The 14,291-nt window shown below is 71.2% G+C and carries 8 protein-coding genes; 6 read left to right on the top strand and 2 right to left on the bottom strand.

Annotated elements, in window-relative coordinates:
• Positions 1–146 precede the first annotated feature (146 nt).
• From ACZ4UU_RS30545 to ACZ4UU_RS30525, 5 genes are all read left to right on the top strand, one after another.
• Complete coding sequence (locus ACZ4UU_RS30545) at positions 147–2,405, top strand: hypothetical protein (protein ID WP_471906608.1); 2,259 nt, start codon at positions 147–149, stop codon at positions 2,403–2,405.
• A 175-nt stretch (positions 2,406–2,580) separates the two neighbouring features.
• Positions 2,581–2,880 carry a hypothetical protein gene (locus tag ACZ4UU_RS30540; protein WP_471906607.1) on the top strand — a complete coding sequence of 100 codons (300 nt, stop codon included), beginning with the start codon at positions 2,581–2,583 and terminating at the stop codon, positions 2,878–2,880.
• Between the two features lie 270 nt (positions 2,881–3,150).
• On the top strand, positions 3,151–3,720 hold the full coding sequence (locus tag ACZ4UU_RS30535; RefSeq protein WP_471906606.1) for a sigma-70 family RNA polymerase sigma factor: 570 nt from the start codon (positions 3,151–3,153) through the stop codon (positions 3,718–3,720).
• Positions 3,717–4,985 (top strand): hypothetical protein, encoded by a 1,269-nt coding sequence (locus ACZ4UU_RS30530; RefSeq protein ID WP_471906605.1) that lies wholly within the window; start codon positions 3,717–3,719, stop codon positions 4,983–4,985. The genes ACZ4UU_RS30535 and ACZ4UU_RS30530 overlap by 4 nt, the downstream gene beginning before the upstream one ends.
• A gap of 64 nt (positions 4,986–5,049) precedes the next feature.
• Positions 5,050–9,636, top strand: coding sequence for an FtsK/SpoIIIE domain-containing protein (locus tag ACZ4UU_RS30525; RefSeq protein WP_471906604.1), 4,587 nt, complete (start codon positions 5,050–5,052; stop codon positions 9,634–9,636).
• On the opposite strand, the gene ACZ4UU_RS30520 is transcribed toward ACZ4UU_RS30525, so the two are convergent.
• Both ACZ4UU_RS30520 and ACZ4UU_RS30515 read right to left on the bottom strand, forming a co-directional pair.
• Positions 9,602–11,554 carry a collagenase gene (locus ACZ4UU_RS30520; RefSeq protein ID WP_471906603.1) on the bottom strand — a complete coding sequence of 651 codons (1,953 nt, stop codon included), beginning with the start codon at positions 11,552–11,554 and terminating at the stop codon, positions 9,602–9,604. The two genes, ACZ4UU_RS30525 and ACZ4UU_RS30520, sit on opposite strands and share 35 nt — an antisense overlap.
• Positions 11,555–11,716: 162 nt before the next feature.
• A complete protein-coding gene (locus ACZ4UU_RS30515) occupies positions 11,717–12,676 on the bottom strand; it encodes a LysR family transcriptional regulator (RefSeq protein WP_471906602.1) in 960 nt (319 codons plus the stop codon).
• A 135-nt stretch (positions 12,677–12,811) separates the two neighbouring features.
• Between ACZ4UU_RS30515 and ACZ4UU_RS30510 the strand changes: the two genes are divergently transcribed.
• Entirely contained in the window at positions 12,812–14,257 is a 1,446-nt protein-coding gene (locus ACZ4UU_RS30510) for a glyceraldehyde-3-phosphate dehydrogenase (protein ID WP_471906601.1), read from the top strand.
• Positions 14,258–14,291 lie beyond the last annotated feature (34 nt).

Raw genomic sequence — 14,291 nt, 5'->3', positions numbered from 1 at the left:
TGGTCAGTAGGGTGCCGGGCGAAATTGCTTTGAACCTTTCGGGGTCATGTCTGCGTCTACAGGGCGGACTCGATGCCACCGCTTGTTCGGTATCGCGAACCGCCGTACTTCCCAGGCCCGAACTCCGGAAGAAAGGACGGAAAGACGTGGCTCGTATTTCGGTCGACTACGATCTGATGTACGTCCTCGCCCGCCAGATCTGGCATCTCCGCGATGAATTGGACGTCTCCTCGCACACCCAGCACGATTTCGCCGCCGGTGACATCGGGCCCCGCCGGGACACGGCCGAGGAACTGACGAACTTCTACGGCGCCTGGCAGAAGTCGTTCCGTGAGGCCTGGCAGGTGATGACCGACCTCGGGAACCTCCTCGACGAGATCGGCAAGGCGTTCTACGACCAGGACGCGGGCACCGCCGTCAACGCCGCCGCGATGGCGGCGTCCTACCAGCGGCAGAACGTCAAGGCGGACAACGACGCCTACAAGCAGCGGCAGGACGCCATGTACAAACGGGCCGAGGCCGCGAACCTGGAGCGGCGGTACAAGCCCGGTCGGGCCTTCCTGGAGAGACAGCAGCAGGCACTCGAGAAGCGCCGGGCGGCGCTCCGGAAGGAGCAGGAGGCCCAGGCCGAGCGCCAGCGGGAGCTCAACCGGCGGCAGGACGACCTCCAGAAGCAGCAGGAGCCCCTGCGCCGACGACAGGAGGAGCTCGAACGGCGCCAACAGGAGCTGTGGCAGCGGCAGGAGGCCGAACGCGAGGAGCAGCAGGCGGCCTTCGCGGCGAAGCAGGACTTGCTGACCAAGGAGTCCGAAGCGCTCCAGAAGGAGCAGGAGCCGCTGCGCCATCGGCAGGACGAGGTCCAGCGCAAGCAGCAGGAGCTGTGGAAGGAGGAGGCGGACCTGCGGCATGCGCAGGAGGCCGTCTACCTGGCGCAGCAGGCCGCTCTTCAACAGCAGCAGGATGCCTACGACGCCAAGAGCGACGCCCTGACGAAAAGGCAGGAGGCGCTCTGGAAGGAGCGTGACGCCCTGCTGCGCAAGAAGGGCGTCACCCAGCCGGAACTCGACGCCTGGCAGAAGAAGCAGGACGCCCTGTGGGCAGAACAGGACACCCTCTGGAAGAAGGAGGGGGAGCCCCTCCAGAAGAAGTGGGACGGCCTGGACAGGCTCCAGGCCGAGCAGGAGAAGGCGTTCGCACCGTTCCAGGCCCGACAGGCGGCCCTGGACAAGGAGCGGGCGGCGCTCGGCACGGCGCAGGAACCTTTCGGCGAGAAGGCGGAGGAGCTGCAGCGCAGGCAGCAGGACCTCTGGAAGGGACAGGAAGCCGAACGCAGGGCCCTGGAAGGCAAGCAGGAGAAGGAACAGGACGCCCTGGACCGGGAGCAGGACGCCCTGCAGAAGGAACAGGACGCCTTCGCCCCGAAATGGGACGACCTGGACCGGCAGCAGAAGGCCCTGTGGAAGGACCAGGCCGCGAACGAAGAGGCGCAGGCGCAGGTCGACAAGGACGAGGAACCCCTGCGCCGGCAGGCCGAGGACATGCAGAAGGGCTACGCGGCCGAGCAGGAAGCGCTGCAAAAGAAGCCCGCCTGGACCCCGGAGAGCGGCGAACCCGACCCCCTGAACCGGAACCGCTCACTCGGCGGGGACGGGCCGTCGCAGACGCCGCCGCCGCCGGTGCCCAACGGTTATGAGCGGGACGACGAGAACGGTCACACCAAGGTCGAGTACAAGCTCGACGCCAACGGCGGGATCGAGGTCGACAAGAACGGCAATCCGGTGGAGACCACGGTCACGATCACCAACAAGAACGGGCTGACGTACTCCGAGACGCACCGCTCGCTCTCCGAGGACGGCGACTCCGTGACGACCACCCGCCGCTCCGACGGCACGGTCACCAAGGTCTACGTGGACGTCAATCCGGAGGGCTGGGACAAGGGGTTCATGAAGCGGTACGTCACCGACGAGCACGGTGACACCCAGCAGATCTGGACCAAGGCGCCGGACGGCGACTGGGTGCTGAACATGGACAAGGAGACGTACTACAACTCCGAGGCCGGCCAGGAGGACCCCCAGAAGTCCCTGGATCGGCCGCCCGCCTATCTCACCGTGGACAAACCCCTAATGGACGCGGGCGGGCACCTGGCCGACAACGCCTCGGCGCCGGGGACGACCACCACGCTGCCGGACGGCAACACCCGTACCGACTACTCGCGGCCGGACGGCTCCGTCCTGCGCGTCGTCACCACGGAGATGAACCGCTACGTCGCCGACGGCAGCGGCGAGATCCAGGAGATCTGGCAGAAGAACCCGGACGGGACCTGGTTCCTGAGGGACTCGGTCACCCAGCACGAGCGCTACGGCGACGAACCACCACTCGGGACGCTCGGCGAGAACTGGCGCTGATCTCCCGGCGCGGGCCGAACACCCCGGCCCGCCCCCCTGAAGCTCCCTGCGGGCGCCGAACTCCCCCCTCTGGCGCCCGCAGGGTCCACGGGCCCGCAACCGCGTGCCCAGCAGTTCCACCACCCAGGTGCACGGTCGGTCGCGACCGCGGGCACCGCAACGGAAAGAGGCCACGATGCCCCGTACCACGGTCGACGAAGAGGCGATCAACGCCACGGCCGCCAAGCTCAACAACGCCGTCAGCTCCACGCTGGTGCCCCAGCTGTCGGACCTCCAGCGCGAGGTCGAGGCGCTGCTCGGCGACGGCCTGGTGCTGGCGCAGACCAGCCCCAAGCTGCGTGAGTCCTACACGAACTTCAACACCTCGGTGACGCAGGCCGTGAACAACATCACTGAGTTCGCCAAGCAGTTCCAGCAGATCGGTCAGTCCGTGAAGGACCTCGACGGGCAGATCGCCGGCGGCATCCCCGCATGATGTCCGACAAGTGAGAGAAACCAGGGCGAACGGGACTCAATTCCCGTTCGCCCTGGTCCCGTTCCCGTGCCGAACCTCACGTTCACCTCAAAGACGCTTGAAACTTACGACAGCCCTCATAGAATCACCGCCGAACAGGAATCATCAGTTCCACTCATGGACGCGGTGGTCACCTGGCACTCACGTTCACTCTGCTCAGCACTCGCCGCGCTCGCGGCCACCGAGCTGACCGGCGCACCCACGGCTGCCGGTTTCCGCGGGAGGCAACACATGAGAACGTCCACCACCTGTCCCGCTGCCGGGAGCTCTCACAGACCCGGCGGGAGCGCTCCCGCGTGCGACGGCTCCTTCCGTGAGCTGTACGAACGGCACCACGGGCCGCTGTTGCGCTACGTCTCCGGGATGTTGCGCGGCGACCGGCAGCGCGCCGAGGACTTCGTCCAGGAGACCCTGCTGCGCGCCTGGCTGAGCAGCGCGGACCAGCCGCCGGACTGGACGCCTTCACGGGCCTGGCTGTTCCGGGTGGCCCACAACCTGGTGGTGGACTGGATGCGCCGCGAGCAGGCCTGCCCCGAATACCACCAGGAGCTGCTGGAGTCGCACGCCGAGTCCGTCGACCCGATCGGCCAGGCCGTACACCGCCGCTTCCTCGTGAACGCCCTCTCCCGGCTCTCCCTGCCGCACCGTGAGGTGCTGTTCTACGTCTACATGCTGGGCTGGACCGGCCCGGACGCCGCGAACGCCCTGTCCATACCGCCCGGCACGGTCAAGTCCCGCACCCATCACGCGATCCGGGAGCTGCGCCGACGCCACCCCGAGGACGCGCTGGTGGCCGCATGACCGGGACAAGCCCGGCGCAGGGCCGGCTGATCTCGCTGGCCAGGCCCGACTCGTCGCTGGTGACGGCGCTGCTGGTCGTCGTCGCCGTCCTTCTGTTGCTGTTCCTGCTGCTGCGCCACGTCGTGCGAAAGCGTGGCGGCTGGCGGCGGTTCCGGCGGGGTGTCGCCCGCGAGGTCACCCTGACCAGACGGGCCTTCGGGGAGCCGCTGCGCGCCTACCGGCGGCACCGTCGTGGCGTACGGGCACTGGCCCGCCACTTGTGCGACCCCCGGTCCGGCCTGCTCGTGCGCCGGCTGCTGGACGGGGCCGGAGCGGCGCTCGGCGACGTGCCCGGGGCCTTCGCCTACGGTCTGCGGACGGAGCCCGGCCGGGCCGCCGTCCAGATCGCCGCCCGTCGGCTGCCCGCCCCGCCGGCCCCTTGGGAGGCCGCCGACGACGTCGGCCCGCAGTCCTGGTGGCTGGGCCTGGACGACGAGGACGCGCTGCCGGACGCGGCGCCCCGCGCGGGCGCCCGGGTGCGGCCGCTGCCGGTCGTGGTCGGGACGGCGGACGACAGTTGCGTCCACCTCGACCTGGCCGCCGGGCCCCGGATGATCACCGTCGAGGGCGACACGGTCACCCGGACCCGGCTGCTCCAGGCGCTGGCCGCGCAGTTGGACCGGCCGGGCAGCGGAGCCTCGGTCACCGTGACCGAAGGCGTCCACCCGCACCACCCCGGCGACCCGCTCGACACCGTGCTGCGCCGCCTGGAGGACCCGGACACCGCGGCGACAGACGAAGAAGCCGTCGCCACCGCCACGGTCGTGGTCTGCGCCTCCCCCACCCGGGACCAGGCCCGGCGACTGGGCGAGCTCGCCGCGAACGGCACCGTCATCTGTCTCACCGACAGCCCCGCGGCCGGGCCCAGCTGGGCCCTTCGCGTCGACGGCCGCGGCCGGGTCACCGCACCGGAGCTCGACCTGTACGCCGACTCGGCCCCGCTCAACCGGGCCGTCGCCGCGGCGGTCCGGGCCGATCGGCGCCGTGCGCGCCGCGCACCTGAGCGGCAACAACGGCCCCTCGACCCGGCCGTCGAGCCGCGCACCGTGCCGGAGCGACGGGCACCCGCACCGGTCAGGCAGACCGAGCTGACCGAACCGTCGGAGCTCGTCGAGGAGACCCCGCCCCTGGCCCCGGTCCGGACCGTGGCGGGTGCCGACCTGCTGTCCGAACCGGCCACGGCGCGGTCCCGCCCCGCCGAGGCGTCGTCCACCGGCGGAGACTGACCGGCGCCGCGCACCGGAACCGCAGCCCTTTATTCACTCCACGAACCACCCCAAAAGGGGAGACATGAAACTCCTCATCACCACCGTCGCCGACGGCGATCCCGCGAGCCGTCAGGACGTCGTGCTGAGCGCCGACGCCGCCACCCCGGTCCAGGACGTCGCCGAGCATCTGGCCCGGCTGCGCGCTGGCGACGAGGCGTCCACCGCGGGCGCCGTGCCCGTCTGCTTCGTCGGCGGCGATCCGCTGTCCCCCGGCACTCCCTTGGCCGACACACCGGTCATGGACGGCAGCGTCGTGGGGCTCGGCGCGCCCGTTCCGCGGGGCGGCGCGCAGTACGGTCCCGAGCGCCCCGCCATGCCGCAGCCGCAGCGGGTGGACCACTCGCCGGTCGTGGAACTCCAGGTGGTGGGAGGGCCGGACGCGGGCCGGGTGTACGCGCTCGGCCTCGGCACCCACGGCATCGGGCCGGTGGACGGCTCCGCGGTGCCCCTCCAGGGGCGTGGGCTTCCCTCCGACGGCATCCGGATCTCCGTGCGCCCGGACGGTTCCGCCATCGTCGAGCTGCCGGGGGACGGCACGGCCCGCCTGTCCGTCCCGGAGCCGCCGGAGCACCGGGGCAAGCCCAACGTCCCGCTGCTCCCCCTCGCCGACCAGGACGAGGAGGAAGAGGAGGACGAGCCGGACGAGCGGGCCGCCGATGCGGCCGTACTGCCCGACGGCTGGGAACCCTGGCCGCTCGGTGGCGAACTCGCCCTCGGCGAGTATCTGCTGCGGCTGTCCGAACCGACCCAGCGGGACGCCGCCGTGGTGCCGTCCGAGGGCGGCGGCGGGCTGGACTACAACCGGCCGCCGCGCATCCTGCCGCACCTGGAGCCCGAGCGCTTCCGCCTGCCCGGACCGCCCGAGCCGCCCGGCCGCCGGCCCATTCCGTTCCTGGTCGCCTTCGCCCCCATGATCATGGGCATCGGCATGGTGCTCATCTGGCACTCCTACTACTACCTGCTCTTCATGTTCCTGTCGCCGCTGCTGATGGCGGCCAACCATGTGAGCGGGCGGCGCCAGGCCCGCAAGGACTACGAGGAGAAGTCCCGCGTCTACCGGCTGCGCCGCGCCTCGCTGGAGGAGGACGTCCGGCAGAAGGTCGTCACCGAGCAGCGGCTGCGCACCGAGAGCGCGCCCGATCCGGCGCTGGCCGGGCTGTGGGGCGTCGGACCGGGCCGCCGGCTCTGGGAGCGCCGTCGCGGCGACCCCGACCACCTGGCGCTGCGCCTGGGCACGGCCGGTCAGCCGTCACTGCTCGGCATCGACGATGCGGCGCGCGAGGACAACCACACGTCCGTGCACTGGACCATCCCGGACGCGCCCGTCTGCGTCGACCTCGAACACTGCGGGGTGGTGGGGCTGGCCGGTGAGACCGGTCCGGTGCAGGCGCTGGCCCGCTGGCTGACCGCACAGGCCGCCGTCCTGCACACGCCGCGCGACCTGCGGATCGTCGTCCTCACCGACAAGGCGTCCGAGGAGTCCTGGGACTGGGCGCGCTGGCTGCCGCACTCCCGGGACGGACTGCCCGGATCCCGCGGCGGCGCCGTCACCCTCGTCGGCAACGACCCGGAGACGGTGGCCAACCGCGTCGCCGAGCTCGTCTCCACCCTGCGCACCCGGCAGCGGGCCGCCGAGTCGACGATGAGCAAGGCGCTGCTCAGCGAACCGGACGTACTGGTCGTGATGGACGGTGCCCGCCGGCTGCGCGACGTCCCCGGAGTCGTCTCCATCCTCAAGGAAGGGCCGTCGGTACGGATCTTCCCGCTCTGTCTGGACCACGAGGAACGGCTGCTCCCGGAGGAGTGCACCGCGGTCGTCCGGTACGAGAACCACCGGCTGACGCTGCGCCGCACCGGACAGCCCGCCATCGGGGACATCCGCCCGGACCTGGTCGAACCCGCCTGGTGCGAGCGCCTGGCACGGGGCATCGCCCCCATCCACGACGTCACCCCGGACGCCTCGGAGGGCCTGCCCGACCGCGTCGGTTTGCTCGACCTGCTGGGGCTGCCGGAGCCGAGCGGTGCGGCCGTGTCGGCACGCTGGGAGCGGCGCCCGGCCTCCACCGAGGTGCTGCTCGGCGCGGGTTACGACGGCCCGGCCGCCTTCGACCTGGTGAAGGACGGACCGCACGGCCTCGTCGCGGGCACCACCGGATCCGGCAAGTCGGAACTGCTCCAGACCCTGGTGGCCTCCCTCGCCGCGGTCAACCGGCCCGACGAGCTCACCTTCGTGCTGGTCGACTACAAGGGCGGCAGCGCCTTCAAGGACTGTGTACGGCTGCCGCACACCCTCGGCATGGTCACCGACCTCGACAGCCATCTCGTCCAGCGGGCGCTGACCTCGCTGTCGGCCGAACTGGTGCGCCGCGAGCACATCCTGGCGGCCGCCGGGGCCAAGGACCTGCCCGAGTACCAGTCGATGCGCCGCCGTGACCAAGGGCTGGAGCCGGTGCCCCGGCTGGTCATCGTCATCGACGAGTTCGCCACGCTCTACCGGGAGATCCCGGACTTCATCCCGGGACTGGTGAGCATCGCCCAGCGCGGCCGCTCCCTGGGCATCCATCTGATCCTGGCGACGCAGCGTCCGGCCGGAGTCGTCAACGCCGACATCCGCGCCAACACCAATCTGCGGATCGCCCTGCGCGTCACCGACGCCACCGAGAGCCAGGACGTCATCGACACCAAGGACGCCGTCAGCATCTCCCCGAACACCCCGGGCCGGGCCCTGGCCCGCCTCGGCCACGGCACGGTCGTGCCGTTCCAGACCGCCTACTCCGGAGCCGCCCGGCCCGGAGCGACGCCGGTGCGGCAGCCGCAGCGCGCGACGGAGGCGCAGGCTCCCCGGATCTGGGGCGCGGCACTGCCGTGGCAGCGACTCGGGCGCGCTGTCGGAGTGCCGCTCGCCGAGGCCGAGCCCGGCGCTCCGGCGATGGACGACGACTCCCCCACCGACCTCAACGCACTCGTCGAAGCGGTGTGCGAGGCGGCTGAGCTCGCCGACTGCGTCCCGCAGCCCAGCCCCTGGCTGCCCCCGCTCGGTCAGTCCGTGCTGGTCGACGAACTGCCCGAGCCCGAGCAGACCGGCGACGCCCGCCCGGTCCCGGTGGCCTGGGCCCTGTCGGACCTGCCCGGCGCACAGGCACAGGAGCCGGTACTGCTGGACCTGGCGACCTTCGGCCATCTCTATGTCGTCGGCATACCGCGTTCCGGCCGGTCGCAGGTGCTGCGGACCATGGCCGGCGCGCTGGGCCGCGCCCACAGCGCCGCCGACGTGCATCTGTACGGCGTCGACTTCGCCGGCGGCGCGCTGGCCGCCCTGGGCGTGCTGCCGCACTGCGGCGCCGTCGTGCCGCGTGGCGACACCGAACGGCTGGAGCGGCTGTTCACCCGGCTCGACACCGAACTGGACCGCCGTCAGGAGCAGTTGACGCGCCATCACGCCGCGAATCTCACGGAGCTCCGCGAGATCGTCGCCCCGGGCGAGCGTCCGGCGCACATCCTGCTGCTGGTGGACGGGTGGGACGCGCTCGTGGACCTCATCGCCGAGCACAACGGCGGTCGGCAGATGGACCAGTTGAACCGTCTGCTCAGGGAAGGTGCCGCCGCGGGTCTGCATGTCGTCGCCACGTCCGAGCGGGCCCTGCTGGCCGGGCGGGCCACCGCGCTCAACGACAACAAGCTGCTGCTGAGGCTGAACGACCGGACCGACTACCACGTCGTCGGCAAGCGCTCCCGGGATCTGCCCGACGTGATCAGACCCGGGCAGGGCTGGACGTCCGACGGCACCGAGATCCAGGTGGCACTGCTCGCGGCCGGGGCGACCGGCCAGGAACAGGCGGAGGCGCTGCGGGCCATCGGTGCCGAGGCGACCCGCCGCGACGCCGGGCTGTCCGCCGCGCGGCGCCCCGTGCGGATCGGCACCCTGCCGGCGAAGGTGGAGTTCACGGCGGCGTACGAGAAGGTGCCCGAAGAGCTGCGTAGGCCGCTGTGGGGTCTGCTGGGGCTGGGGGGCGACGATGTCGCGCCCGTCGGGGTCGACTTCGCGGGTTCCTCGCCGACCTTCGTGGTGGCCGGGCCGCCCGGTTCCGGCCGCAGCACCACGCTGGCGAGCCTCGCGGTCTCGCTGCTCGCCTCCGGCACCCGACTCGTCGCTCTCACCCCCCGGGAGTCGCCGCTGCGCGCCCTGAACGGCCATCCGGGGGTACGGCTGCTCACCTCGCAGTCCCCCACGGCACAGGAGCTCGCCACCGCCCTGGGCAGCGGCGACGAGCCCCGGGTGGTCCTCGTCGACGACGCCGATCTGCTGATCCTGCCGGAGATCGACCAGGACCTGCGGGCCCTGGTCGAGTCCGGCCGGGACCGTGGCGTGGGCGTGGCCGCCGGTGTCACCGGGGAGACGATGGCGGGTGCCCTGGGCTGGCTCAGTGCCCTGAAGCGACACCGCCGGGGTGTGCTCCTCGCTCCCAAGAACGTGATGGACGGCGACATCCTGGGCGTCCGGCTCACCCAGGCTCATCTGCGGAACCACAAGCCGGGCCGGGGACTGACCGTCGACCGGCGCTCCGGGGAGCTGATCAACGTGCAGATCCCCGAGACGACTCTCGACTGACCGTGTGCGTCGCCGCGCAGGCGCCGGCGGCGCACTCCGTCAGCCACTGGTCGAAGTCGGCGTCGTAACGGGTGCCGATGTCGGAGGCGTACACGGCGTGCCCGCCCGCGTAGTCACCGACTCGGAAGCGGGCGAGCATGCGGTGGACGTCGGCCGGATGCCGCTCGAACATGTAGCGGACGGCGAGGTAGCCCCACGGGTAGGTGCGGGTCACGTCGCTGTTGGCGTACGTGTTCCGGAACAGCGTGCTCAGCCGGTACGTGTGCTTGCCCGCCTCCGTGACGGCCTGGTCGTAGGTGATTCCGCGGTAGCCGTAGGAGACGTACTCGGCCACGCCCTCGATCCACCAGACGTCCGGTACCGAGGTCTGCTGGGCGAAGTCGCCCTTCATGTCGAGGCGGGCGTCGAGGTAGTGCGTGTACTCGTGGTTGAGGTTCCAGATCCGCGCCGCGTGACTCTCGTCCCGGGGCTTCTGGTACATGACCGCGAAGGGTTTGTTGGCTGGGTCCTCCGGGTCTCCGATCACGGTCATGCCGCCGTTGTCCGTGCTGATGCCGAAGATCGCACCGGCGTAGACGCGGTAGTCGGCGCTGCCGGCGAAGACGACGAGGTCGATGGTCGACAGGTACTGGCCGGGTATGGGGCCGTCGTCCCTGACGAGGTCGTGGACGTACGCGTCCTGGCCGAGCACACTGGCGCAGGCCGCGTCGAGGTCGGCCGCGGTGAGCGACTGGGCCCGGATGGTGTGGGTGGCGTCGCAGGGGCGGGTGATCGGCAGGGCGGCCCTGGTCAGTCGGTCGGTCAGGTCGCAGACGCCGTAGTACGAGCAGTTGGCACGGTCGTAGTACTCGGCCTGTGTCGCCACCGCCACCCACAGTCCGGCCGTGGGCCCGGTGATCCGCGAGGCTGTCAGCAGCTCCCTGGTCGGGGGCCGGACGGTGTCCCGCAGCGCCGGGTGTTCGACGTAACGGGCCAGGTTCATCCCGGCGTTGGACGCCAGGTACGCCCGGTCGGTGGGGAGCAGGTCGAGGTGGTCGAGGGCGAACCGGCGCAGGGTGCGGACGATGTACGGGTCCGCGGCGACGGCGTTCACGTAGGCCGGGTTCCAGTTGCCGCGCCAGAGGGGGGTGTAGACCGCGTTGACGGCCGCGAGCATGCTGGGGATGGCGTCGTAGGAGCTGTCGTACGCGGTCAGCACCCGCCGGTAGACCTTGAGATAGCGGGCCTGCTGGTCGGCGCTGTCGGTGAGGACGACGACCTCGCCGAGCACGTCGCCGTTGGCCGCGGTGACGTCGCCGGAGGAGGAGCGGGCGAAGAAGGAGTCCAGGCCCCGGGTGGTGGCGCGGGCCAGGCGGGTGCCGTAGGGGCCGGTGTCGGTGGGGTTGTTGAACTGGACGTAGTAGCCGGCGCGCAGGAAGAGGACGAGTTGCAGGATGCGGGCCGCGTTGTCACCGCGGTACCGCCGTGCCGTGCGGGTGAACTCCTCGGCGACCGTGACCATTTGGGACTCGCGGAAGACGGCTCGGGCGTCGGTGCCGGTCACCGCGAAGAGGGTGTTGACGCAGTCCGTGGTCGCGGCCTTGACGAAGGCCACCAGCGCGGCGCCGGTCCGGCCGCCGAAGTCGGCCGGACTGCACGCGGCCGCCTTCGGGACGGCCAGGGCGTCGGGGCGGGTCGGCCGGGGCGTGGGCGCCAGGGGCGGGAGGTGGGCGGGGGTGCGTGCCCGGTCCCGCTCGGCCGTGTGCGCGGTGGAGCCGGTCGGGGGCGGGGGTGGGGTCGGCCGGCCTGTGGTGACGGAGGGCGGGGCGGTCTTGGCCGCGGGTGCCGCGAGCACGGGCGTCGACAGCAGGCCCGCGAGGGTGACGCACGCGGCGAACACGGCGGCCAGGTGTCCGGGCAGCACGGAGCGGTAGCGCATCTGGTCTCCTCCACGGATGGATGCGCCTCGATAGGGGTGCTGAGGCGTGTGTGGACTGTCTCAGCGCTCGAACGCCCCAACAATGCCGTGTGACATAGCACCTTGCGCTGCTCGGGCATAACGTTCCCGCCCGCCCGCGCCCGGGACGCGGCCAGGCTCCGACTACGCCCCGCTCACGTTCCAGGTACGGGCCGCCCATGTCCTCAAGTGCGGTGACTGGCCGACGAGTTCGCGGTACGCGGCGGTGGCGGACTGCGCCAGCGCGTCGGCCGTCGCTCCGGTGACGGCAGCACGCCGCCAGGCCAGCACGTAACGGCACCACAGCGGCGTACCGATCAGCGGTTTGACGACGACTTGCGGGATGGGTCGCGTCGTCGCCTGGACGACGGCCACGCCGAGGCCGTCGGCGATCATCCCCTGCAACTCCTGCCGGTCGCCCAGGAATTCGTGCACCGCGCAGGGGGTGAAGCCGGCCGCCGCGCAGGCCGTGTGGAAGACGCCGGGCCATCCGGCCCCGTCGTCCGGCGTCAGGAACCAGGCCTCCTCGGCCAGCTCCGCGAGGCCGATCTGGGCACGGTGCGCGAGGGGGTGGCGGGCGGGCAGCGCCACGAAGTTCGGCTCGGTGACGATCCCGCGATGGGCCACCGCGTCCGAGTGCTCCAGCTCCCTGCCGGGGTAGTCCGCGGCGATGGCCGCGTCCACCGAGCCCTCCTCCAGCAGTTCGACGATCCGCGAGGAGGCGTACACGCTGCTCACCGCGAGCGAGACGTCCGGCAGCCGGGCCCGCAGCCCCGTCATCATGCCCACGAGCATCGGCGAGTTCGTCGCCGCCACCCGGAGGGTCCGCCGCTCCGAGGTCGCGCCGGGGCCCGGGCGGCGTCCGATCGCGGCGGCACGGGCCAGGACGTCACGGGCCTGGGCGACCACCTCGACGCCGTACGACGTGGGCCGCACCCCGGTCGGCCCGCGCTCGAACAGCGGCTCGCCGAAGTGCCCCTCGATGCGCCGGAGTTGGGTGCTCACGGCGGGCTGCGAGTACCCGAGGTCCGCCGCGGCCCGGCCCACGCTCCCCGCGTCGGCGACCGCGCACAGCACCCGCAGATGGCGCAGCTCCAGCTCCACCGCTCACTCCCCCGTTCGATATGCCAGGCAAAAACCTCAATACCGTACATCTAGCCCCACGTGTGACCCCCCTGCGAAGGCCCGTCGCACCGCATGGTTAGCATATGAGCGCCACCTAGCTCGAAAGATAGGCCCGTGACTGTCAACGACGACTCGTTCACCAACTGGAAGATCCGCGAGGAGATCGCGGAGTCGATGATCCCGCTCATCGGGAAGCTGCACCGGGAGCGGGACGTCACCGTCCTCCTCCACAGCCGCTCCTTGGTGAACAAGTCGGTGGTCAGCATCCTGAAGACGCACCGGTTCGCCCGGCAGATCGCCGGTGAGGAGCTCTCGGTCACCGAGACGCTGCCGTTCCTGAAGGCGCTCACCGCGCTGGACCTCGGCCCCTCGCAGATCGACATCGGCATGCTGGCCGCGACGTACAAGAGCGACGACCGCGGTCTGTCCGTGGAGGCGTTCACCGCCGAGGCGGTCGCCGGGGCCACCGGCGCCAACAAGATCGAGGGCGGCGAGGGACGCGACGTCGTCCTGTACGGCTTCGGCCGCATCGGCCGCCTCGTGGCCCGCTTGCTGATCGAGAAGTCCGGCTCCGGCAACGGCCTGCGGCTGCGTGCCATCGTGGTCCGCGGCGGCGGCGACCAGGACATCGTCAAGCGCGCCTCGCTGCTGCGCCGTGACTCCATCCACGGCCAGTTCCAGGGCACGATCACGGTCGACGAGGCCAACAGCACGATCAACGCCAACGGCAATGCGATCAAGGTGATCTACGCGGGCGACCCGAGCGAGGTCGACTACACGGCGTACGGCATCAAGAACGCCATCCTGATCGACAACACCGGCAAGTGGCGCGACCGCGAGGGCCTGTCCACGCACCTGCGCCCCGGCATCGACAAGGTCGTCCTGACCGCGCCGGGCAAGGGCGACGTCCCGAACATCGTGCACGGCGTCAACCACGACACCGTCAAGCCGGACGAGCAGATCCTGTCCTGCGCGTCCTGCACCACGAACGCCATAGTCCCGCCGCTGAAGGCGATGGAGGACGAGTACGGCGTCCTGCGCGGTCACGTGGAGACCGTCCACTCGTTCACCAACGACCAGAACCTGCTGGACAACTACCACAAGTCCGAGCGCCGCGGCCGTAGCGCGCCGCTGAACATGGTCATCACCGAGACCGGCGCCGCCTCGGCCGTCGCCAAGGCCCTGCCCGACCTCAAGGCCCGGATCACCGGCAGCTCGATCCGCGTCCCGGTGCCGGACGTCTCGATCGCGATCCTCAACCTCCAGCTGGCCCGCGAGACCACCCGCGAGGAGGTCCTCGACTACCTGCGCGACGTGTCGCTGACCTCGCCGCTGCGCCGCCAGATCGACTTCATCACGGCGCCCGACGCGGTCTCCAGCGACTTCATCGGCTCGCGTCACGCCTCGATCGTGGACGCCGGCGCGCTGAAGGTGGAGGGCGACAACGCGATCCTCTACCTCTGGTACGACAACGAGTTCGGCTACTCCTGCCAGGTCATCCGCGTCGTCCAGCACGTCTCCGGGGTGGAGTACCCGACCTTCCCGGCACCGGCGGTCTGATCCCGCCCGGCCAACGCCGACCCGTCTGCCGGCA

This window comes from Streptomyces sp. NPDC028907, assembly GCF_055564995.1.
Note: the sequence above shows the minus strand (reverse complement) of the source record. Positions and strands in the feature narration are given on the sequence as shown.

Excerpts from the sequence above, each read along its gene's own strand:
- ACZ4UU_RS30520 (WP_471906603.1), bottom strand. The coding sequence starts at position 11,554 with ATGCGCTACCGCTCCGTGCTGCCCGGACACCTGGCCGCCGTGTTCGCC.
- ACZ4UU_RS30535 (WP_471906606.1), top strand. The coding sequence starts at position 3,151 with ATGAGAACGTCCACCACCTGTCCCGCTGCCGGGAGCTCTCACAGACCC.
- ACZ4UU_RS30540 (WP_471906607.1), top strand. The coding sequence starts at position 2,581 with ATGCCCCGTACCACGGTCGACGAAGAGGCGATCAACGCCACGGCCGCC.
- ACZ4UU_RS30525 (WP_471906604.1), top strand. The coding sequence starts at position 5,050 with ATGAAACTCCTCATCACCACCGTCGCCGACGGCGATCCCGCGAGCCGT.
- ACZ4UU_RS30530 (WP_471906605.1), top strand. The coding sequence starts at position 3,717 with ATGACCGGGACAAGCCCGGCGCAGGGCCGGCTGATCTCGCTGGCCAGG.